Genomic DNA, 22,494 nt, shown 5'->3' with positions numbered 1-22,494 from the left:
TCTTTGCCTGCACGTACGGGGGAACAATATATTCAAGGAATCAAGAAGGCAAAAAATAACGTTTGGATTCATGGTAAAAAAGTAGATGATGTACCTTCTCATCCAGCATTCCGAAACATTGTGAGATCCATTGCCAACCTGTATGACCTCCAAAATGAAAAAGCAGACAAGATGTTATATACCTCTGAGAAAACGGGTGATCAGGTAGGACTTTCGTTTATCGCTCCAAAAACAGTGGAAGATCTGATCCGCCGCCGCGAAATGATATCCGAGTGGGCCGGCTATACAGGCGGAATGATGGGGCGTACGCCTGATTATTTGAATACAAGTGTGATGGCGTTCGGTACATCTGGCAGCTTCTTTGCTCAAGATGATCCCATGTTTGCCGAAAATGCCAGAAAATATTATGACTATTGCCGGGAGAATGACATCAGCTTAACGCATACGCTGATTCATCCGCAAACGAACCGCTCTAAAAAGCAGTCTGAACAAAAAGACCCTTATCTATCTGCTCGCATCGTTGAAAAGAATAAAGATGGAATCGTTGTAAAAGGAGCTAGATTGCTTGCGACACTTGGGGGAGTTACGGATGAGATCGTCGTATTCCCTTCAACGTTAAACAAGGCTTCATCTGATGATGATCCATACGCAATGGCTTTTGCGATCCCGAACAATACGGAGGGATTGAAGTTCTTATGCCGTGAATCCTTTGACCAAGGCAGAAGCCAGTGGGACCATCCGCTAGGCTCGCGTTTTGAAGAAAGTGATGCCATCGTGGTATTTGATAATGTTCTTGTTCCTTGGGAGCGTGTATTTGTCAGCGGCAACTCTGACATCTGCAACCGCACTTATGTAGAGACGAATGCAATTGTTCATATGGCTCATCAGGTTATTGCGAAGAATACGGTAAAAACGGAATTTGTCCTTGGTGTGATTCTGAACATGATGGAATCCATCGGAATTGATGTGTTTCCACACGTGAAAGAAAAAGCTTCTGAAGTGATGCTGATTCTAGAAACGATGCGTTCTCACCTTTATCGTGCAGAGCACAATGCTTCAATTGATAAGTATGGAAACATGACACCTGACTTTGCACCATTAAATGCTGCGCGTAACTGGTATCCGAAGATGTATCAGCGCATCGTAGAAATTGTTAAGATCTTAGGTGCTTCTGGATTGATGGGAATCCCGACTGAAGCAGACTTTAATGCAGATGACATAGGTGAGCTCGTTCACCGCTATACACAAGGTGCAAACATTGATGGATATGAGCGAACTCAACTATTCCGGTTAGCATGGGATATTTCCATCAGCACGTTTGGCGGACGCCAAGCACTATATGAATATTATTTCTTTGGGGATCCGGCGCGTATGTCGAATATTTATTATGACCAGTTTAACAAAGAGCCATATAAGGCAATGGTAAAGGAATTCTTGAACCGAGTGAAATCCACTAGCCATAATTATACGAGTGTATAGGGGGTGATTAAAAAGTGGACTTTAATATCATACGTATCGCGCGAGCTGTCATGAACGTGACAGACTTGAATGCATCCCGTGACTTTTATGTAAACGCTTTAGGTTTCATTGAAACGGCATCTACCTCAGAATGGATGGCTTTAAGGGGATTAGAAGAGCATTGTCACCATAGTCTTCTTTTAAAAAAAGCGGATAAGCCAGGTGTGCATGCCGTTAGTTACAAGGTGTGGGAAGATGCCCATTTGAATGCTTTGGAATCCTTCTTTAAAGGGAAAGGATCGAAAGTTCTCTGGAAGGAAGCCGATGAAAAAGTTGGAATCGGCAAAACGTTGTGTGTAGAAGACCCCTCAGGTATCCCGCTTGAGTTTTTCGTTGAGATGGAAGGCGCTGAGCGTTGCATTCAAAAGTATGATCTGTATCGCGGAGCACGTGTTCAGCGCATCGATCATATCAACTGTATGGTTCCTGATGTGGAGGCTGCAGTTGCATTCTATACGGATGAACTCGGGTTCCGAGTTTCAGAATACACAGCAACCGAAGACGACAGAACCTGGGCTGCGTGGCTTCATCGAAAACCAACCGTCCACGACGTAGCATTCATGAACGGGGAAGGACCTCGTCTTCATCATGTGGGCTTTTGGCTGTCTGACCCGATGAGCCTTATCCACTGCTGTGATGTGATGGCGAGTATGGGTTATGCAGATAATATCGAGCGCGGACCAGGACGTCATGGATTATCGAACGCTTTTTTCCTGTATATCCGTGACCCGGATGGAAACCGCATCGAATTATACAACGGAGATTATTTAACAAGTGATCCTGACTTTAAGCCGGTTAAGTGGGATATTAACGATCCTAGAAGGCAGACGTTCTGGGGACATAAAGCACCTGACAGCTGGTTTAACGAGGCAACCTCATTTTTAGATTTCGAAACGGGTGAGCCAGTTAAACAAAAAAGTCCGACACTCGCGCAGCGCAAGCCGGACTTTGTGACTTGATATAACGTGTTGATGAAAGCTGCCTCGAAGACTAGCAAAACAGATTCGAGGCGGCTTTTTGTATTCATATATAAATGAGAGGGGTATCAGATAATGAAAAAATGGGTTTGGTTATTTGTGATGGCTCTGGTTTTGTTCACGATTTCTGCTTGCAGTGACAGTTCTTCAGGTGAAGGAGATGAGATAATTATCGGAGGAATCTTCTCGGCATCAGGACCAGCAGCACCTCTTGGAAAAGGTGAGATGGATACGGTGAAAATGCTGGTAGATAAGGTAAATGAGGATGGCGGAATCGACGGCAAAAAGATAAAACTTATTTCCTATGATGATAAATCGGATCAGAATGAAGCTGTGTTATCAATGAAAAAGCTCATTGAACAAGAAAAAGTCCATGCTGTGATCGGAGGTACGATCAGCGGGAACACCTTAGCTATGATTCCTCTGGCAGAAAAGTCTGAAATCCCGTTTATCTCACTTGCAGCCAGCAAACAAATCCACAACCCGGATGATAAGTCATCAAGAAAATGGGTCTTTAAGACAGCCCAGGGAGATGATGTGGTAATACCAAAGGTTTTGCAGTATCTAAAAGATGAAGGGTTAACGAAAATTGCCTGGCTGAACGTTGCCAATGCATATGGAACGAGCGGGCATACGGAATTTGCAGCGATGGCAAAAGAATTTGGAATAGAAGCTGTTGTTGAAGAAGAATTTGAGGCGACAGTTACCGATGCTAAGGCTATGCTTACACGGGTGAAAAAGGAAAAACCACAGGCTGTAGTCGTCTGGGGTACAGCCCAAGAATCTGCTGTTATTACCAAAAATATTCGTCAGATCGGAATTGATGTTCCCATCATTAACAGCCATGGAATTGGAACAAAACAGTTTATAGAATTAGCTGGAGCGGAGGCAGAAGGAATTATCTTTCCGATTGGCAGACTTCTTGTAGCAGATCAGCTGAGTGATGATGATAAACAAAAAGAGAAGCTATTAACCTATCAAAAAGATTATGAAGCTGAATTTAACGCGCCTCCAAGCACGTTTGGCGGACATTCTTGGGATGCTTTTTATCTTTTGCTAGAAGCGATCAAAAAAGCAAATGGAACTGATCCTGAAAAAGTAAGGGATGCACTTGAAAAAGATACTGGAGGATTCGTAGGGATCTCAGGTGTATTCAACATTAATGAAAAGGATCATAACGGATTATCAAAAGATAGTTTAGTCATGGTAAAAATCAAAGATGGCGGATGGGTGATAAACGAATAGGAGGAACAACAGGTGGAATCATTAAGTCAGTTAATGCAGCTTTTGTTTTCGGGTCTTACCATAGGGAGCATTTATGCCTTGATCGCTATCGGGTTTGTCATTACCTATAACATCACGGGTGTCCTTAATTTTGCACAAGGAGAGTTTGCCATGCTTGGTGCTCTCCTTACTATCTCTCTATCAAGCGCAGGTCTCCCTCTATATTTAGCCGTAATATTGGCAATTCTAATTGTTATGTTGGTTGGCGGGTTCTTTGAAAGAGCAGCGATTTATCCTGCAAGAAAATCGTCTGTAGCAACATTGATCATTATTACAATCGGAATATCTTTTGTATTTCGTGGAGCAGCCATTTTCATATGGGGAACCCAGCCTCATTCGCTTACTCCTTTTTCAGGAAATTCTCCTATTAGGATTTTTGAGGCTGTTCTTCTGCCTCAGAGCTTATGGGCAGTGGGCATCTCATTAGCGGCGCTAGCCGGAATGTATTACTTCTTTAATAAGACTTATACAGGAAAGGCTGTAACTGCATGTGTGATGAACCGTTTCGCAGCCCAGTTGATGGGAATTAAGCCAGAAAAGATGTCTTTTCTTTCTATTTCATTAAGTGCGGGACTCGGCGCATTGGCAGGAATCATCATTGCACCTATTTCCGGTGCTTCTTACCAGATGGGATTAATGCTTGGGATGAAGGCTTTTATCGCGGCTGTTATCGGTGGTCTGACTAATGCGCCAGCTGCTGTTTTAGGTGCATTCTTGATCGGAATAATAGAAGCATTCTCAGAGGGCTATCTATCTTCAGGATATAAAGATGCCGTTAGCTTTGCAGTATTGCTGCTTGTCTTGTTTTTTATGCCGAATGGACTTTTCTCAAAAAAATCGGGCAAGAGAGTATAGGTGGGAGCATGGATATAAAAAAATTCACTAGAAGTTACAGATTTAATTTATATGGTATTACTGTACTGCTTTTTGCAGTGATCATTTTTCCCTTTCTTGTCCCTTCAAATTATATTATCAGTACGTTTATCTTAATTGGACTGTATGGGATTGTATGTACTGGACTTGTTGTACTAATGGGGCATGCCGGACAAATTTCTCTTGGGCACGCTGCTTTTTATGGGATAGGAGCCTATTCAAGTGCTATTGTGTCGGGGAAATTTGATTTTCCGCCACTTGCCGGAGTATTAACGGGTATCTTAATCGCCTGTATAGTCGCTCTGCTTATCGGTATTCCTTCTTTTAAATTGAAAGAACACTACCTTGCTCTTGCGACACTCGGGTTCGGCGTTATTGTTTTTACCTTTTTAAAAGAATGGACTTCATTAACAGGCGGATTAAATGGCTTTTTTGGCATCCCTCCATTTGAAGTTGCTGGTTTCTCGTTCACTACAGATCGATCTTTTTACTTTTTAGTATGGGCTGTTCTAGCATTTGGATTGTGGTTTGCGAATAATCTCATACATTCACGGACTGGACGTGCCCTAAAATCAATTCATGGAAGTGAGTCTGCTGCAGAATCAATCGGAATAAACTTAATGACTTCCAAACTTAAGGCCTTAATCATCAGTGCCGTTTTCGCTTCAGTAGCAGGAAGCTTGTATGCACATTACATTAGTTTTATTAATCCTCAGCTTTTTGAAGTTATGACTTCAATCGTTTTTCTGATCATGGTTGTGATAGGCGGAAGTTCTTCACTTTGGGGAGGGCTTGCCGGTGCTATTATCTATGTTTGGCTTGTAGAACTTTTAAAAGACTGGGTTCCTTTATTAGGCTTCTCTACAGGCGGAGAATTTGAGATTGTGTTCTTTGGAGTCCTTCTTGTAGTTCTGTTGATATTTAAGCCTGAAGGACTTATGGGTTCGTGGAAGGAAAGGAAGTCTTTATTTTCACCTCAAAAGAAGAAAGTACAGGATAAGAAGGGAGCTGCATTATGAACCTTCTTGAAATAAAAAATTTATCAAAAGATTTTGGCGGTGTACACGCGGTCCAAGATGTTTCGTTCACTATAAAGCAAGAATCGATTACGGCTTTGATCGGTCCGAATGGTGCAGGTAAAACGACCGTGTTCAACATGATAACAGGCGTTTTTCCTCCAAGCGATGGAACAATAATACTAGATACAAAGAAGATATCAAATAAAAAGCCTCATCAGATTGCGAAAGAAGGAATCACGAGAACCTTTCAAAATTTGCAGCTGTTTGCTGATATGACTGTTATAGAAAATATTATGGCTGGTATGCACCTTTTAACGAAGACAGGCGTGTGGAAAGCTGGTTTAAGACTGACATCTGCGAAGAGAGAGGAACAATATATTTACGATAAATCTATGGAATGGCTTAAAAAGCTTAATCTTGAACAGGAAGCCTATCTCCCGGCAGGGACATTATCATACGGCAAGCAGCGTCTTGTTGAGATTGGCAGAGCGGTAATCACACAACCAAAACTAATTTTACTTGATGAACCGATGGCCGGACTGAACCACAATGAATCTGCAAAGCTTGCAGATCTACTCCTTGATATGAAAAAAGAAGGAAACACTTTTTTACTCGTAGAGCATGACATGGAAATCGTTATGAGAGTTGCTGATCATATTGTGGTACTGGATCATGGTGTAAAAATTGCAGAAGGTACACCTGATGAAATCCAGCAGAACGCATCTGTTATTGCTGCTTATTTGGGAAGTGAGGTAACAGTATGATCAACGTTCATAACCTGTCAGTGAACCATGGACATTTAAAAATTATTAAAGAAATTAGCTTCTCTGTTGGCAAGGGTGAGATTGTTTCCATAGTAGGGGCAAATGGAGCAGGGAAAAGCACGTTGCTTGGGGGGATCGCAGGAATTTATCCCCCGGCTTCAGGTTCTATTCGAATGGAAGATGAAGAATTAGCAATGAAAAATTCAGTGGCTATTGTCTGTAAAGGAATAACTCTTGTTCCAGAGCGCAGACAAATATTTGATGGATTAACGGTTGAAGACAATCTTATCCTGGGAAGCTATCATCGTTATTCCAAAGAAAAAAAACAGTGTTTACAAGACTTAGAGATGGTCTATGATTATTTTCCTAAACTTGCAACCATGAAGAGCAGACTAGGCGGCTTATTAAGTGGCGGAGAGCAACAGATGCTTGCTATTGGGAGAGGGTTGATGGCAAAACCCAAACTGCTGATGCTTGATGAACCTTCATTGGGGCTGGCTCCTTTAATTGTGCGGGATATTATGAACATACTGGTTCAACTCCGTAATGAAACTGGTACTTCAATATTGTTAGTAGAACAAAATATCAAGGCAGCACTTTCTATTTCCGATCGTGGATTTGTTTTGGAACGAGGGTCCATTGTACTCGAAGGGGAAGCTGAATCACTGCTTCAAAATCAAAGTGTTAGAGATGCTTATTTAGGTACCAGTCCAAGTTTACAAAAATAAGTGAAAAGATTATTGCATTCATTGAAGCATGACCTCTCTTATGGCTCGGTTACGTTATGTAGCCGAGTCCTTTTAAATGGTTTTAGTAGTCGTGCATATGTTGCTCCTTCTTTTTTGAATGTATAATTGGAATATGATCGACTTACAGGTAATAATTTTGTAAAGGGATGATAAAAGTGTTTGTTCTCATTAAAAACGGCGATGTCTTTACGCCTGAGCATATTGGAAAAAAAGACATCCTTTTAGCAGGGTCAAAAATTGCTGCGATTTCCGATAACATTGATTGGCCAGATTCTTTTATTGATGTTCAAGTGATAGATGCAACTGGAAAGTATGTAACCCCCGGATTTATAGATAGCCATGTACATATTACCGGCGGCGGCGGGGAAGGGAGCTTCAAAACACGTACACCTGAACTGTATCTGACAGATGCAACACTCGCGGGTGTTACTACATTAGTAGGTGTAATCGGAACAGACGGAACAGCAAGAACGATGACCAACTTAATCGCAAAAGCAAAAGCTTTGAAAGAAGAGGGAATTTCTTGTTATGCATACACAGGTTCCTACCAGATTCCCGTTAAAACGTTAACGGGCAGCATAGAAACTGATATTATGATGATTGATGAAATCATCGGTGTAGGAGAAATCGCGATTGCCGATCACCGCTCCAGCCAGCCTCAGGCACACGAGCTGGCAAGACTTGCCTCGCAAGCACGAGTTGCTGGTATGCTGTCAGGAAAAGCGGGAGTAGTAAATATCCATCTTGGTGACAGCAAAACTATGCTTTCTTTATTACAAGAAGTGGTACGTACGAACGATCTGCCGGTCACCCAGTTTTATCCGACCCATATCAATCGCAATCCTTACATATTTGAAGCAGGCATTCAGTATGCCAAGAACGGTGGATTCGTTGATTTTACAACGAGTTCCGTTAAAAAGTATCATGAAGAAGGGGAAGTAAAGTGCAGCAAAGGTTTAAGACTTATGCTTGAAGCTGGTGTACCGATCGAGCAGATTACGTTTACTTCTGACGGTCAGGGAAGCCTGCCGGAATTTAATGAAAAAGGGGAATTAACAGGCCTGCTAATCGGTAAAGTGTGTACTTTGTATCGAGAGGTTCAAGCGGCAATCCAACAAGAGAATATTCCGATAGAAACCGCACTAAAAGTCATCACACAAAATCCTGCATCTATACTAAAATTGAGATCAAAAGGAATGCTTCAAGAAGGACTGGATGCAGATATAGTCCTTTTAGACAATGAGTCACTGGATATCGATACGGTTATCGCACTCGGTCAAGTGATGGTTCAAAACGGGAAAGCAGTTATTAAGGGAACTTTCGAGTAAATGGAGCTATTTTTAGCTTCTTTTTTCGTTTTTTAGAAGAGAAAAATATGGTAAAATAAACAGCATACATACAAATACATTTGAGGTGGCGATCATATGGCGAAACAGGAAACACCAACGAAGTTAAGTCCTGAATTGTTTGAACACCTGCAAGGCGAACAGCTTGTATTACTTGGTACAGTTGACGCAGAATCCAATGCTCCATCTGTTAATGCAATTTCCTGGGTGAAAAGCTTATCAGAAGAAAAAATCCGTTTTACTGTAACGAACAATTCCCGCATCGTTACTAACATTCAAGCCAATTCTAATGTTGTACTGACAGTTGTCGGTCTTGAGACGGTTTATTCGATTAATGGAAAAGCAAATATCTTGGAAAATGCAATGGCAGATGTCCCGCTCAAGCTTGCGAAGATTGAGGTAGATATCGAGCATGTATTTGAAAGTATGTTCTGGGGTGCAAAGATCGTCCAAGAGCCTGTTTACGAAAAAACGTATAACGAAAAGAAAGCGAAAGAGCTGGATGAGCAGGTATATGCCGCTCTTATGAAGTAATTCAGCCTATAGCTATGATGAACCCGCAAAACCGTCTTACAACAAGTTAAGGCGGTTTTTATTATATCGAAAAGAGGTGGGCTGAATTGACCGCTGCCTGGCGTATGTTTCTTTTATCTGGACTTATATCTGTTTTCACGGGCATTTTTTTTGTAACGGACTTGTTAAAAACGAAGTCAGGAGCAGGAATGGCTTTGTGGGGCTACTTCCTTCTATTTTGGGGGATAGCTGCTGTCATGATCTCGTTTAAGCAGATGTCGTTTTTGGGGTTGATAAAAGTTTTAGCAGTAGTAGGTATTCTGCTTCATGGTTCACTTTTTTTATATTGGCTGTTATTTCCTGATGGTCTTGGACAGGAATTGGGTGAGGGAAATTCATTTTATGGTTTGACCTCAGGGCTGTGCGCTGTTTTTTGTATGTTTATACTCGGAATAAAGACGAAGGAAAATCGTTCACATTCGATTTCTAAATAGTGCGCTTTTTTGAATTATGATAAAATTACAGGAATGATCAACTCCTTGTTTTTCCTCGATTCAGTTTTAAAAGTGTTAACGTTGGCAACGATGAGGGTATGAGGAAGAAAAGGGTGAGCGAACGATGGACTGGAAAAACTGGCAGCACTATTTTACAGAAGAAAACATATTTAAACTACTCGAACAATATCGTGATCTTGGTTTTCTGCCCGGCATCTTACTGCCGATGCTTGAATCATTTATTCCAATCTTGCCATTATTCCTTTTTGTTGCCGGTAATGCAGCAGCATATGGGTTTTGGTTAGGTTTTATATATTCTTGGATCGGTGTTTGTTTAGGTTCAGCGATTGTCTTCTTGTTAGTTCGCAGATTTGGTCAAAAGAGATTCCTGACCTTTTTAAACCGGCACACTAATACGACTAGGATGCTGAACTGGGTGGAACGCCACGGATTCGGAATGCTGTTTTTAATCTATTGTTTTCCGTTCACGCCATCTGCGTTAGTAAACGTTGTAGGCGGACTTTCCCGGATCAATATTAAAACATTTTTATTAGCATTAACGCTCGGCAAACTCGTAATGATTGCAATCGTATCTTTTATAGGCTACGATTTTGTCGATGTTTTAAAGAGTCCATTAAAACTGGGATTGATCGCTTTCGGTATTTTTGTATTATGGCTGGGCGGTAAAGTGGTTGAATCCAGATTAAAACAATCAGAGCATCAGGCATAATTTATGGCCTGGTGTTTTTTTATAGGATCTTCTTCTAAAAGATTGTTGTTTTTGATCGTTTTTGTAAAGACTTCGTTGATTCGTTGATTGGAGCGGAAGGTGCGAGACTCCTCGAAAATGAACATCACATTTTCTTCGTGCGATTTAAAGCTGCCGAAGCCTTCCTTGTCCTGCGGGATCAGTGGGACAGGTGAGACCCCGCCAGCGCAAAGCGATAGGGAGGCTCACCGCCCGCCCCGCGGAAAGCGAGCATCCTGGAGCGGAAATCAACCACTTCCGATAGCAACTTAGTTAAAACGATCTAAACCTTGATTATACAATTTTTCACACAGAACTTTTCCTCAGAATATAGTTTTAAAAGAGGAAGGGGAGAGGACGGTTTGGTTGAGATTAAATCAGATAAACAAATTGAGAAAATGAAACATGCGGGAACGATCCTTGCTGAGTGTCACAAAGCTTTAAGTAAAAAGGTAACAGAAGGGATCACAACGATAGAGCTGGATCAATTTGTTGACCGTTTCCTTTATGAACGAGGGGCAACACCTGCTCAAAAAGGTTATATGGGCTATCCCTTTGCGACTTGTGCATCTGTCAATAATGAGGTCTGCCATGGCCTTCCCAATAGAAAACCATTAAAAAACGGGGATATTGTGACCATAGATTTCGTTGTGAATCTAAATGGCTGGCTTACTGATTCGGCGTGGTCATACGGGATCGGTACTATATCTCCAGAAGCACAGCGGTTAATGAAAGCCACCAAAAAAGCATTATATAAAGGGATTGAGCAAGCACAAGTCGGAAACCGTTTAGGGGACATCGGAAATGCTATTCAATCGTATGCCGAGAAAAAAGGCTATTCCATCGTAAGAGAATTCATCGGACATGGAATCGGACGTAAAATTCATGAAGAACCACAAGTTCATCATGTTGGCGACCGAAATACAGGAGGAAAGTTAAAAGAGGGAATGGTTATTACAATTGAGCCTATTTTCAACCAAGGCACGCCATTTATAATGCTGGGTTCTGATGGATGGACAGCTCTTACATTTGATGGGAGTTTATCTGCGCAATATGAACATACTGTTGCTATTACAAAAAATGGTCCGATTATTTTAACAGAACAAGCTTAAATAAAGTTTTGCCGCATATTCTTATTAAAAGGATGGCGGTAATTTTTTTTGATTTTATAATTATTTTTTTTAAGTAACTTGACATAGACAAGTTACGTATCGTAATATACTAACATAAAGTAAGTAAAATAAACTTAAGAAAGAGGGAATTATATTATGTTATCTTTAGGATTGCTCATTATTCGACTAGTAGTCGGTCTTTCGCTTGCTGCACATGGAGCACAAAAATTATTTGGATGGTTTGGCGGCTATGGCTTAAAAGGAACAGGCGGCTGGATGGAATCCATCGGGATAAAGCCTGGGTATACGATGGCATTAATAGCGGGTCTTGCTGAGTTTGGAGGAGGATTGCTTTTTGCTGCAGGGCTTTTTACAGAAATCGGTGCAATTTTAATCGCTGCAACCATGCTTGTTGCCATCCTTAAAGTCCACTTGCAGAACGGTTTTTGGGTAACAGCTAATGGATACGAATTCAATCTTGTACTCATTGCAGTTGTAGTTGGTGTAGCGTTAACAGGTGCAGGTACTTACTCACTTGATTACTTATGGATGAAATAGGGAAATAGAATAACATTCAATGAGAAAACCATCTGAATAAGGTGGTTTTTTCTTTGTGAAAAACGAAATGCTAATAGTCACATATAAAAATATCACTTATAATGAATGAGTATTTTATAAGGAGGTGACGTTCCTTGTTTAAAGAGATGTCAGAAAATCAGATCTTATTGTATGTAATTAAAAACCTGAAAGAACTCCGGAAGAAAGAATTCCAGCTGCTTATTGATGAACTTCACCCTTACGATATTGCCAACATGTATAAAAATTTACCCGAAAAACACCGGCATAAATTCGTCACCTTTTTGACAACAAGACAGATCGCATCGTTGATTCAAGAATTAGAGAGTGACCTGCAAATGGAGATTCTGCACAAACTAGGCATCGAACGGTCATCTCATATCATGAACTTGATGGAAAACGATGATCTCGCTGACTTGCTTGGGAATCTGGATGTCAACGAAATTCAGGATTTCTTGTCATCCATGAAAGCAGATGAATCAAAGACGGTCCAAAGCCTGATGCAGTATGATTCCGATACTGCCGGCGGTATTATGACCAATCGTTTTGTATGGATTCCGCAGGTATATACTGTCCGTGATGCTGTTGAAAAGCTGAAGACCTTCGCGGGTTTTGCGGAAAATATCTACTACTTATATGTTATAAATGAAGAAAAGAAGCTCGTTGGCGTAGTATCATACAGAGACTTGCTGCTCGCTGAAATGGATGAAAAGATTGAAGATATCATGTACAGCAGGGTTATAGCAGTACCTGCTGAAACGGATCAGGAAGAAGTAGCACGAACGATTGAGCGTTATGACTTTATCGCCGTTCCGGTTATAGACGATCAGGAACGATTGATCGGGATTGTAACCGTCGATGATGTTCTAGACGTCCTGATTGAAGAAGCTAATGAGGATATTGAAAAATTATCAGCGACTGGTAAATCAATTGATTTTCAAACCAGCGCGATGGTTGCTTCCTATCGAAGACTTCCATGGCTCATACTTTTGCTTTTTATCGGAATATTATCCGGAAGCATCATCAGTACATTTGAAGGAACAATCGAAAAAGCGGTTGCGTTAACTTATTTCATGCCAATGATAGCAGGAATGACGGGGAATACAGGTACACAATCATTAGCTGTTGTAGTACGCGGTCTTGTATCACATGATATAGATCGGCAGATTATAATAAAATTGATCATGCGTGAATTTGGTGTTGGTTTTATCATCGGGGTCACATGCGGTATATTGATTTCGATTGTGGCGTACCTATGGAAAGGCAATCTCATTTTAGGACTGGTCGTAGGCAGTTCTTTATTTTTCACATTAATCATTGGAACGCTTGCTGGTACACTTATACCTTTACTGCTATATCGATTAAAGGTAGACCCGGCTGTCGCATCAGGACCTTTAATCACCACTTTAAATGATATCTTTTCATTACTTGTCTATTTCGGTACCGCAACTATGTTTTTATCTCATCTCTTATAGAAGGTAGTTAATTGGTACTATACGAATTTACGTCTTTCGTGTAATAGAAAACGGTATAGATGAAGTGCGATAATATGAAAAAACAATCTGGTTTTTCCGGAATTGGTCAGCGACGAAAGTCATTCGACTAATTTCGGTTTTTTTACGCTCTATTTTCTTTATGAAGGAGAATGTCTGTTAAATAGCTATGTTATAATAAATTGACTGAATTTTTCTAAAAAAAGGGGTCGGGGAAATGGGTGTGAATCGGGAGAAGGCTGCAGGAAAGTTTGTTTCTGCCGTCATTGGAGCAGGAATTATTATATGGATTTACAGTGCGTTTTCTATAACAAAATTTCCTGATCTCCTCATTTTTTCTACACTATTGTTATTTCTTTTTATCACCGAATATTATCCCATTCCGATATGGAAGGGACTTAGTGCACTAAGCTTTCCATTGCTTTATACGATTGAACTTCTTTACGGCTGGGGAATAGCTATCATTGTTTTTGGATTTATGGTTGGTCTTGTTCATGCATTAAATCATCGTCCTCTCCGGATTGTTTTATTTAATCCGTCTCAGCTCCTTATCAGTTTTTTTGGAGCGGTTCATCTGGCAGATCTCATGCTTTTCCCACTAAAAGCAGAATGGAGTGTCATATGGTATGCAGAGACACGAATGATTCTAATCGTGGTTTTGTATTATGTTTTCAATAATTTGATTGTAGACGCCGTTCTTTTGATCAGACCACAGGCATATCCGTTCAAAATTTGGAAAATAAAGACGATTTCAGAGTCCCTGGTTACGCTTTTTTCTATTCTTTATATTACATTGATGTTCATGTTAGGATCCCAGAACCGCGGCGTAGTAGATGTGTTTTCCTATATCTTTTTCTTTTCACCACTGGTGGCGATCGCGCTCATATCTTCTTTTATAGCCAGACTGCATCAAGAGCAGAACCGTTTAAAGGCTCTATACGAAATTAGTACAACGTTTAATGCACACCTTCCATCCAAAAATTGGCTAAAGCAAGCTGAACTTCCTTTTTTAGAGTTCTTAGGAACAGATGCAGTATTGTTGTTTCTGAATGATGGACACTCTTGGAAAAAAGCTTATGAAAACGGAGGCTTCTCGGTAGAGCAAGATGTTTCTCCGGATTTTATAAGGCGGGTCGAATCTAATCCTGTCATGCATTTATTTAACAAAAAGAACGAAGATAATGCCTGGGCATTTTCTTATTTTCATCATTCAATAAAATCAGTGATGCTTGCCCCGCTGATGGCAGAAGATGAAGTTACCGGTTTTCTGATTACTGGAAGAACAAGAGTATTTTCATTTTCTGCAGTCGATACACAATCTATGGCTACTCTTGTAAACCAGCTGGCTGTTGCCTGGAAAACAAAGCTGCTTATTTCAGAACGTGAGAAGCGTGTGTTATTAGAAGAACGAAACCGGATCGCACGGGAGATTCATGATGGGATCGCGCAAACACTCGCTGGTTCTGTTATGCAACTTGAGACGGCACAGCGTGTTTTTTCGCAAAAGCCAGAAAGAACCAAACAGCTCGTTGCCGTCAGTACTGAAAAGCTGAGAGGAAGTTTGAAGGAACTGCGTGAATCGATTTATGCACTGCGGCCTTATCCGACAGAGCGGATAGGTCTTCACCATGCGATAAAAACAAAGATTAAGTCGATCAAAGAAGAGAGTCATAACATTCAGATAAAGTTTCAAGTGCGCGGTGCACCGAGAACTCTAAGCACAATGGTTGAAAAGGTCATTTTTGATATTTTTCAGGAAAGCCTTCAAAACGTATTAAAGCATGCCGAGGCAACGAAAGCGGACATCCTGTTAAGCTACTCAAACGATCAGGTGTTTTTTAGGATCAAAGATGACGGCAAAGGTTTTTCACTTTATGAATCAATGATAAAAGCCCAAGCCGAGCCGCACTATGGCATACTTAACATGAATGAACAATCAGAAAGTCTTGGAGCATCACTTCATATTGATTCAGCTAAAGGAAAAGGAACTGAGATAAAATTGCAAATACCGAATTTAGTATCAAAGGAGGCTTTTTAATGATTTCAATATTGATTGTCGATGACCATGCTATTTTAAGAGACGGGTTAAAAAATATTCTTTCATTTGAAGAGGATATTAAGGTTGTTGGTGAAGCGACCTCAGGCGAAGAAGCACTTAAATTCGCTGATGAACTGTCACCAGACGTTATCATTATGGATATTAACCTTCCAGGTATGAACGGAGTAGAAACTACAGCCCTTATAAAAGCGAAAAATCCTGATGCACGCATACTCGTTTTAACGATGTACACACATGATGAATATCTCCTTTCGGCTCTAAAAGCGGGAGCGGATGGCTATTTATTAAAAGATGCACCTTCTGAGCATGTTGTTGATGCTATTAAGGCAGTATACCGCGGTGAGTCTATGATTACTCCGAGTATGACAAAAAAACTTGTAAACATTCACTTACAGCAAACCCAAGTGAAAAAGGACGAGTCAAACCTGACTGACAGGGAACAAGAAGTGTTAATCGGCCTCGTAGAAGGGCTGAGTAATAAAGAAATAGCTGAAAAATTATTTATCAGTGATAAAACGGTAAAGATTCATGTAAGTAAGATTTTTAAAAAGTTGGAAGTTAAGAGCAGGTCACAGGCGGTCATTTATGCTGTTCAAAATCACCTCGTACCAATGGGGTAAAAAGCAAAACACTCTTCTCGGAGTGTTTTTTTAATACAAAAGAACTATGAATATAAAACCTATCGCTAATAGATAAGCTTCTGTATAACTGAGATAATACTAAAAAATGTTAGAAAATTCTATCAATAGGAGTGAGAGTCTTGAATATAAAACGAATCCTGACTTCTGTCATCTTTTCAGCCAGCTTACTATTATCATCGTCTGTTTCAACCAATGCTGAAGATACGATCGGCTCGACATCAATAGATAAAAGGCTGCTGCAGAAATTAACCACTAATTCAGTTGTGGAAGCGATTGTTTCGTTTGATCAGGGAATCAGCCAAACAGTTATAAAAAACTCACTTTTGGAGGCTGGTGTTCAAAGGGGAATCATCATGGAATCCCTGCCGATCGCCGGAGTATTGTTAACGAAAACACAGTTGGAATTATTGGCTGATGAAAGTGAAGTACGTTCTGTTTATTATAATGCCCCCCTTGCTTATGATAATGAAGATTCTACCGATTTAACGGGTGTTGACCAAGTTCGAAATGATGCTGTATTTCAGAAAAATAATGGCGGTCTTCCGGTAACGGGCAAGGGAGTTGGAGTCGTTATTAATGACAGCGGTGTGGATGGTACACATAAAGATCATGAGTTTGGAAACAACCTTGTTCAAAACGTTGCAGGTCAAGTCAATCTGAACGCTATTCATGAACTTCTTCCTGTTCAATACATTGAAAATGTCCCCGCAACTGATAACAATTCTGGTCACGGTACCCATGTTGCCGGAATTGTTGGTGGAACTGGAGCTATGTCAGGAGGGAAATATGAAGGAGTTGCACCAGGGGCGGATTTAATCGGTTATGGAAGTGGAGCAGGTCTCGCTATTTTGGACACTGTCGGTGCATTTGATTATGCTCTTACTCATCAATCAAGGTATGGTATCCGGGTAATAACAAATTCATGGGGCGATACGGGTGATATCGGTACTCCATTTGATCCTGACCATCCTGTTAATATTGCCACGAAAGCATTATATGACCGCAATATTGTTACAGTGTTCTCAGCTGGTAACTCTGGTCCAGGGGAAAATACCATTACCGGGAATTATAAAAAAGCACCATGGGTCATTACCGTAGCAGCAGGCGTGAAAGACGGGACATTAGCTGACTTTTCGTCTAGAGGAAATCACGATACGAAAGGAACCGCAATGGTAGATGGTATTGATTTTTTATGGCGTGATGAACCAACGATTACCGCACCTGGCCAAGATATCGTTTCCACACGGGTAATTTCCCCTGTAGGAGTTCTTGGAACACCAAAAGACATTGAAACAATCGACCCAGCACATCTGCCTTACTACACGACTTTAAGCGGAACATCAATGGCTGCACCACATGCTGCAGGAGTAATAGCTCTCATGCTTGACGCAAATCCGCTCTTAACGCCTAGTGATGTTAAACAGATTCTAGTAAATTCAGCAACTCCTATGAATGGTTATGCTTCCTGGGAAACGGGGGCTGGATATATTAACGCATACAATGCTGTAACCCATTCTTTTCTGGCAAAATAAATAAGAGCTAAACCGGTCTATGGCGGTTTAGCTTTTTTTAAGGTTTAATAGAATGATATAGCTGTGTTAGCTGTGTTAACTCTTTAGTACTACATACATATAGTTCGAGTTTTATATATTTTACAACTGTTGGTGAATAGTTTTCTGTTTTTCTAATTGAGATAATGCATATAGGTGGAAAATTCAGAAAACGAAAGGAGAATTCCCCTTGAGAAAAAGTTTAAAGATTTTGTTTGCTTTATTGATGGTATTATCACTTGCTCTTCCTCTGAATCATTCAGGGACTGCGGTAGCACAAACACAGTCTGCAGTAATCGGGAAATCACTGCAGGATAAACTTGCTTCAGGGATAAACTCATTCGAAGTTATCGTAACGTTTCATGGACAACGTTCACCAAATCTAGAACAGCTTGCTTTATTAAAAGGAACAGGAGTTAAAAATGCCCTTACATTAAAGTCGCTTCCTATGGCAGGCGTAGTAGCAACATCCTCACAAATTCAAGAACTTGCTAAATCAGATCAAGTACGTTCTATCTTTTTAAATGAAGAATTGACTTACTACAACGCAGATGCAACAGCACTTACTGGCGTTGATAAAGTCAGAACTGACAGTTCTATGACGAAAGAAAATGGTGGTCTTCCTTTTACAGGAAAAGGTATAGGGGTTGTCGTGAATGATAGTGGTGTTGACGGCACACATAAAGATCATGAACTTGGCAAAAATTTGGTCCAAAATGTAATGGCTTCAGCAAACCTCCACTCAATCTCAGGCTTATTTCCGATTAGCTATCAAGAGAACGTACCTAACACTGACACGAATTCAGGGCACGGTACACATGTTGCTGGAACAGTTGGCGGTATAGGTGCGATGTCTGGAGGAAAATATGAAGGAGCAGCGCCTGGTGCTGACTTGATCGGATATGGTTCCGGTGCCGCACTATTCGTGTTGGACGGAATTGGCGGATTTGATTATGCCATCTCACATCAGGCAAAATACAACATCCGTGTTATTACAAATTCTTGGGGATCATCAGGTGACTTTGAACCAGAACATCCAATTAACATAGCCAGTAAAGCGGCATATGACCGTGGTATCACCGTATTGTTTGCAGCAGGAAATTCTGGACCAGGAGAAAACACACATAACCCATATTCAAAAGCACCATGGGTCATATCGGTTGCGGCAGGTGAAAAATCTGGTAAGCTTGCAGACTTTTCATCCCGTGGAACAAAAGATACTGGCGGAACTTTTGAGATGGATGGCAAGACATGGACGTGGAAAGATGAACCTTCTGTAACGGCGCCAGGTGTTGATATCGTTTCCACACGCGTAATTGCACCTGTATCTTCTTTAGGTGTCACAGATGATGTGGAAGGAATCGATCCAGCCCATGTCCCTTATTACACGACGATGAGTGGAACTTCAATGGCTACTCCTCACGTGGCAGGGATTACAGCGCTACTCTTAGAGGCCGATCCAACACTTTCTCCACAAGAGATCAAAGACATTCTTCAGCAAACGGCAACAAACATGCCAGGTATGGAATCCTGGGAAGTCGGAGCAGGATATGTGAACGCATATGCTGCGATGGATAGAGCAGTACATGATGGTCAATATGGCGAAACCGTTAATGCTTACACCACATTTAACAGCAATGTTGAAATGGCAGCTTCAAAAGAAAAATTTAGTTTAACGTATGACCCTGTAAATTTAACGTCAGCGAACCAGCATAACTTCACAGTAAATGAGAACAATACAACTTTAGTCGGACAAATTCATGCGAATGGTATTGACGAAGAAACAGGCAATCCTATCAATCTAGTTTTAATTGATCCGTCTGGAAATGAATACAGCTCAGGTGTTTCTTTATTATTTCCGCTAGAAACTGATCGAACCGTTGTTGTAGATGCACCAAAGCCTGGTGAGTGGAAACTGGAAATCCGCGGCCTGCGAGGAGCAGAAGAGAATCCTACAGGTGGAGCAGGATTGCCTGAAGAAGTTGACGGTACGATTACGTTTAAAACGGCAGGCGGATACACCGGTTTGTCTGATATTAATGGGCATGCAGCAGCGAGTGCCATTCAAACAGCAGTTAGTGAACGTCTTGTTGATGGATATGCAGATGGTTCGTATAAACCAAACCAGCTTCTGACCCGTTCTGAACTAGCCAAATATTTAGTGATGGGTGCTGAAATTCGTCAGAGTATTGATTCAAAAACAAATGATTTCACAGATGTAAAGTCTTCTGAAGCGCCATTTATCAATGCTGCAACTTCACGTGGGGGAGCATTTAGAGATGCAAAACAAATATCAAAAGGAGTTATTCTTCCTAAATCGGCTACAGAGTTTGCACCGGACGGTACAGTGGATCGCACTGAACTAGCATATTCACTTGTTCAGTCACTTGGTTTAGAAAAGCAGGCAGGTGAAATGAATACAGAAACATTGTCTGTGCAATATGGTGACACCCGTATCCCGCTTGATGATGCGTCAAATATTCCACAAGAGTTGAGAGGATATGTACAGCTGGCATTAGATCTCAATATATTGAATGCGTACTTTACCGTTGAACAAGGACCTTACGATTTAGAACCAGCCGTACATGCTAGTTTTAAACCTGCAAAAACGGTAACGAGAGGTGATTATGCGGTCGCAGCGGTGCGTTATTATCACGCGTTCTTAAAATAAAAAGTAAAATTTCGGTTATTCGGAATCCTGCAGGCATTGATGCGGGATTCTTTTTTTATAAAAAAATTAAAGAAATAATTGTTGCATTTTTCCAGCTAACCGCTAAAATAAGTAGAAACAAAAAAAGGAGTGGCTGACAGGTGATTGTAAAAATAGATCAAACATGGCACGAAAAAGTAATGTGCTATTTACGCGAAGAACCGGCTCTTAACTTGTTTATCATCGCTGATATCGAGAATTTTGGCTATGAAACAGATTTTCAGGAAATCTGGGCAGATGTTGATAGCGCAGGAGACATCCAAGGCATCCTCCTTCGTTATATGGGAAACTATCTTCCGTATGCAAAGCAACAAATTAATGCAAAGGAATTTGCTGAAATTATTAATAAAGATACTTCCTATGAAATGCTGTCAGGGAAAAAAGAGATCACAGAGCAATTTCGTCCATACGTCCAGTTTGACCGAACAAAAGAAACCTATTTTGCTGAATTGAAAGACAGCAGCTTTTTAAATAAAAACTCAAACCGTAATGGCATACAAGAAGCGACGATACAAGATGTGGATTCATTAATGGAACTGAAAAAACAGATTAAAGAATTTTCAATAGGACCGACTGCCCGTCAAAGTCTTGAACAAGCATTGACCACTAAAACAGGCCGTACGTATTTTATTAAGGAGAATAGCATTGTGGTTTCATGTGCTTCTACAACAGCTGAAAATTCTTTGTCAGCTATGATCGTTGGCGTTTGTTCACATCCGGAAAAACGAAACCAGGGTCTCGCTTCGATATGCATGGAAGCACTTTGTCAGGATGTTCTTTCAGAAGGAAAAGCTCTTTGCCTTTTCTACGATAATCCTAAAGCCGGCTCGATCTATAAACGACTTGGATTTAAGGATATTGGTATGTGGAGCATGAATTACCCCGTGCATAAGCCAGCTGTCTCAAACGACGAAGCTGATCATTCATCACTTGTAAAATAAAAAGACGGTAAGGAAAATAGTTTCCTGCCGTCTTTTCTTTATGCGGATTGATTCTTTAATTCTGCTTTATCTTCATTCGAAGTTCGGAGTGGTATTTCTTTCAAAAAGAAGAAAGTAAGAATCAAGGCAGCCGTCATTACAAGTGCACCTGTAAGAAATACACCATTAAGAGCAAAGCTTAATGATTCACGTAAAATCGCAAGGATCTTTTTCATGAACATTACTGATTCAGGAGGTAAACTGCTGAATTTTTCAGACAAGGTACTTGGGTTTAAAAGTACTTGCGGATTTGCCAGGTCTTTAATTTGCTCACTCATTTGAGGAGTAGCATTTGGCGTGGCAGCGAGTAATTTCTGAGACTTTTCACTGAACTGATCAGCCAGCATATTATTCATAATACTTCCCATGATTGAGACGCCGATTGTACCTCCAAGCTGACGGAAAAGCTGTACGGAAGAAGTTGCAACTCCTAAATATTTGTGCTCTATCGCATTTTGTACGGTCAGTGTAAAAATCGGAAAAGCGATTCCAAGACCTGAACCTACTAAAATCATATTTAGTACGGCAGTCATATTTGTTGTTTCAGTATCCATAAAATGCATACTCGTCATACCGCTTGCCATGATAAATAATCCCAGCATGGCAAGCTTCCTATACTTTCCAGTCTTTGTTACAATCTGGCCGCTGATTGTACTGCCGGCAACCATTGCGAGTGTCAGAGGCATCATGACAAAACCTGATTTCGTAGCTGATGTTCCCATAACACCTTGGATAAAGAAAGGCATATACATAATGGATCCGAACATTCCGGCTCCTAAAAGCAATCCTATGAGATTAGAAACTGTAAACACTTTGTTCTTAAACATATCAAGAGGAAGTACAGGGCTTGAAACACGTTTCTCGGTACGGATAAACAAAAAGAAAGCAACGATAGTAACGGAAAAAAGTCCAATAATTTCAAGGGATACCCAGTCATATTGATTACCTGCCCATGTGAAGGACAGCAAAAGGGGAACCATTGTTAACGTTAAAAGCAAGGATCCTGTATAATCAATAGATTCTTTTTCTTTTCGTTGTACCGATGGAAAAAGGAAATAGATGGCAGCAAAAGCTACTAAACCGAACGG

General features: G+C 40.7%; 20 protein-coding genes. 19 read left to right on the top strand and 1 reads right to left on the bottom strand.

The window, feature by feature from the left end; all coding sequences use genetic code 11:
• The first annotated feature begins 3 nt into the window (after nucleotides 1-3).
• The 19 genes from hpaB (at nucleotide 4) to M3196_RS12165 (ending at nucleotide 21,367) form a co-directional block, all read left to right on the top strand.
• Entirely contained in the window at nucleotides 4-1,479 is a 1,476-nt protein-coding gene (gene hpaB, locus M3196_RS12255) for a 4-hydroxyphenylacetate 3-monooxygenase, oxygenase component (protein WP_251322602.1), read from the top strand.
• 14 nt (nucleotides 1,480-1,493) lie between these two features.
• Complete coding sequence (gene hpaD / locus M3196_RS12250; RefSeq protein WP_251322601.1) at nucleotides 1,494-2,477, top strand: 3,4-dihydroxyphenylacetate 2,3-dioxygenase; 984 nt, start codon at nucleotides 1,494-1,496, stop codon at nucleotides 2,475-2,477.
• A 93-nt stretch (nucleotides 2,478-2,570) separates the two neighbouring features.
• Nucleotides 2,571-3,740 carry an ABC transporter substrate-binding protein gene (locus M3196_RS12245; protein WP_251322600.1) on the top strand — a complete coding sequence of 390 codons (1,170 nt, stop codon included), beginning with the start codon at nucleotides 2,571-2,573 and terminating at the stop codon, nucleotides 3,738-3,740.
• Between the two features lie 12 nt (nucleotides 3,741-3,752).
• Entirely contained in the window at nucleotides 3,753-4,634 is an 882-nt protein-coding gene (locus tag M3196_RS12240; protein WP_251322599.1) for a branched-chain amino acid ABC transporter permease, read from the top strand.
• An 8-nt stretch (nucleotides 4,635-4,642) separates the two neighbouring features.
• Nucleotides 4,643-5,671: a branched-chain amino acid ABC transporter permease gene (locus tag M3196_RS12235; RefSeq protein ID WP_251322598.1), complete on the top strand. Its 1,029-nt coding sequence runs from the start codon at nucleotides 4,643-4,645 to the stop codon at nucleotides 5,669-5,671.
• Nucleotides 5,668-6,435, top strand: coding sequence for an ABC transporter ATP-binding protein (locus M3196_RS12230; protein WP_251322597.1), 768 nt, complete (start codon nucleotides 5,668-5,670; stop codon nucleotides 6,433-6,435). The genes M3196_RS12235 and M3196_RS12230 overlap by 4 nt, the downstream gene beginning before the upstream one ends.
• Nucleotides 6,432-7,163 carry an ABC transporter ATP-binding protein gene (locus tag M3196_RS12225; RefSeq protein WP_251322596.1) on the top strand — a complete coding sequence of 244 codons (732 nt, stop codon included), beginning with the start codon at nucleotides 6,432-6,434 and terminating at the stop codon, nucleotides 7,161-7,163. Before M3196_RS12230 ends, M3196_RS12225 begins: the two co-directional genes overlap by 4 nt.
• Before the next feature lie 176 nt (nucleotides 7,164-7,339).
• A complete protein-coding gene (gene iadA / locus M3196_RS12220) occupies nucleotides 7,340-8,512 on the top strand; it encodes a beta-aspartyl-peptidase (protein WP_251322595.1) in 1,173 nt (390 codons plus the stop codon).
• A gap of 96 nt (nucleotides 8,513-8,608) precedes the next feature.
• Nucleotides 8,609-9,064: a pyridoxamine 5'-phosphate oxidase family protein gene (locus M3196_RS12215; protein WP_251322594.1), complete on the top strand. Its 456-nt coding sequence runs from the start codon at nucleotides 8,609-8,611 to the stop codon at nucleotides 9,062-9,064.
• A gap of 86 nt (nucleotides 9,065-9,150) precedes the next feature.
• The gene (locus tag M3196_RS12210) at nucleotides 9,151-9,537 is read left to right on the top strand and encodes a hypothetical protein (RefSeq protein WP_251322593.1); all 387 of its coding nucleotides are present in this window, start codon (nucleotides 9,151-9,153) and stop codon (nucleotides 9,535-9,537) included.
• A 124-nt stretch (nucleotides 9,538-9,661) separates the two neighbouring features.
• On the top strand, nucleotides 9,662-10,267 hold the full coding sequence (locus tag M3196_RS12205) for a TVP38/TMEM64 family protein (protein WP_251322592.1): 606 nt from the start codon (nucleotides 9,662-9,664) through the stop codon (nucleotides 10,265-10,267).
• A gap of 380 nt (nucleotides 10,268-10,647) precedes the next feature.
• Complete coding sequence (gene map / locus M3196_RS12200; protein WP_251322591.1) at nucleotides 10,648-11,397, top strand: type I methionyl aminopeptidase; 750 nt, start codon at nucleotides 10,648-10,650, stop codon at nucleotides 11,395-11,397.
• Between the two features lie 156 nt (nucleotides 11,398-11,553).
• The gene (locus M3196_RS12195; RefSeq protein WP_251322590.1) at nucleotides 11,554-11,955 is read left to right on the top strand and encodes a DoxX family protein; all 402 of its coding nucleotides are present in this window, start codon (nucleotides 11,554-11,556) and stop codon (nucleotides 11,953-11,955) included.
• Nucleotides 11,956-12,089: 134 nt separating this feature from the next.
• Entirely contained in the window at nucleotides 12,090-13,448 is a 1,359-nt protein-coding gene (mgtE, locus tag M3196_RS12190; protein WP_251322589.1) for a magnesium transporter, read from the top strand.
• Nucleotides 13,449-13,683: 235 nt separating this feature from the next.
• A complete protein-coding gene (locus M3196_RS12185; RefSeq protein WP_251322588.1) occupies nucleotides 13,684-15,504 on the top strand; it encodes a GAF domain-containing sensor histidine kinase in 1,821 nt (606 codons plus the stop codon).
• On the top strand, nucleotides 15,504-16,145 hold the full coding sequence (locus M3196_RS12180; protein ID WP_251322587.1) for a response regulator: 642 nt from the start codon (nucleotides 15,504-15,506) through the stop codon (nucleotides 16,143-16,145). The genes M3196_RS12185 and M3196_RS12180 overlap by 1 nt, the downstream gene beginning before the upstream one ends.
• A gap of 131 nt (nucleotides 16,146-16,276) precedes the next feature.
• Nucleotides 16,277-17,698 (top strand): S8 family serine peptidase, encoded by a 1,422-nt coding sequence (locus tag M3196_RS12175; RefSeq protein WP_425310997.1) that lies wholly within the window; start codon nucleotides 16,277-16,279, stop codon nucleotides 17,696-17,698.
• A 208-nt stretch (nucleotides 17,699-17,906) separates the two neighbouring features.
• On the top strand, nucleotides 17,907-20,387 hold the full coding sequence (locus M3196_RS12170) for a S8 family serine peptidase (protein ID WP_251322585.1): 2,481 nt from the start codon (nucleotides 17,907-17,909) through the stop codon (nucleotides 20,385-20,387).
• Nucleotides 20,388-20,527: 140 nt separating this feature from the next.
• Nucleotides 20,528-21,367 (top strand): GNAT family N-acetyltransferase, encoded by an 840-nt coding sequence (locus M3196_RS12165; protein ID WP_251322584.1) that lies wholly within the window; start codon nucleotides 20,528-20,530, stop codon nucleotides 21,365-21,367.
• 38 nt (nucleotides 21,368-21,405) lie between these two features.
• Here the strand turns inward: M3196_RS12165 and M3196_RS12160 are convergent.
• On the bottom strand, nucleotides 21,406-22,494 hold a 1,089-nt coding region (locus tag M3196_RS12160), incomplete at its 5' end, for an MFS transporter (protein WP_251322583.1).

The sequence above is a fragment of the Fictibacillus nanhaiensis genome (assembly GCF_023715445.1).
Classification (GTDB): domain Bacteria; phylum Bacillota; class Bacilli; order Bacillales; family Fictibacillaceae; genus Fictibacillus; species Fictibacillus nanhaiensis_D.
This window is presented reverse-complemented; position numbering and strand designations above follow the sequence as displayed.

Coding starts and splice junctions, on each gene's coding strand:
- M3196_RS12245 (WP_251322600.1), top strand. CDS start 2,571: ATGAAAAAATGGGTTTGGTTATTTGTGATGGCTCTGGTTTTGTTCACG.
- M3196_RS12235 (WP_251322598.1), top strand. CDS start 4,643: ATGGATATAAAAAAATTCACTAGAAGTTACAGATTTAATTTATATGGT.
- M3196_RS12230 (WP_251322597.1), top strand. CDS start 5,668: ATGAACCTTCTTGAAATAAAAAATTTATCAAAAGATTTTGGCGGTGTA.
- M3196_RS12225 (WP_251322596.1), top strand. CDS start 6,432: ATGATCAACGTTCATAACCTGTCAGTGAACCATGGACATTTAAAAATT.
- M3196_RS12215 (WP_251322594.1), top strand. CDS start 8,609: ATGGCGAAACAGGAAACACCAACGAAGTTAAGTCCTGAATTGTTTGAA.
- M3196_RS12205 (WP_251322592.1), top strand. CDS start 9,662: ATGGACTGGAAAAACTGGCAGCACTATTTTACAGAAGAAAACATATTT.
- M3196_RS12195 (WP_251322590.1), top strand. CDS start 11,554: ATGTTATCTTTAGGATTGCTCATTATTCGACTAGTAGTCGGTCTTTCG.
- M3196_RS12185 (WP_251322588.1), top strand. CDS start 13,684: ATGGGTGTGAATCGGGAGAAGGCTGCAGGAAAGTTTGTTTCTGCCGTC.
- M3196_RS12180 (WP_251322587.1), top strand. CDS start 15,504: ATGATTTCAATATTGATTGTCGATGACCATGCTATTTTAAGAGACGGG.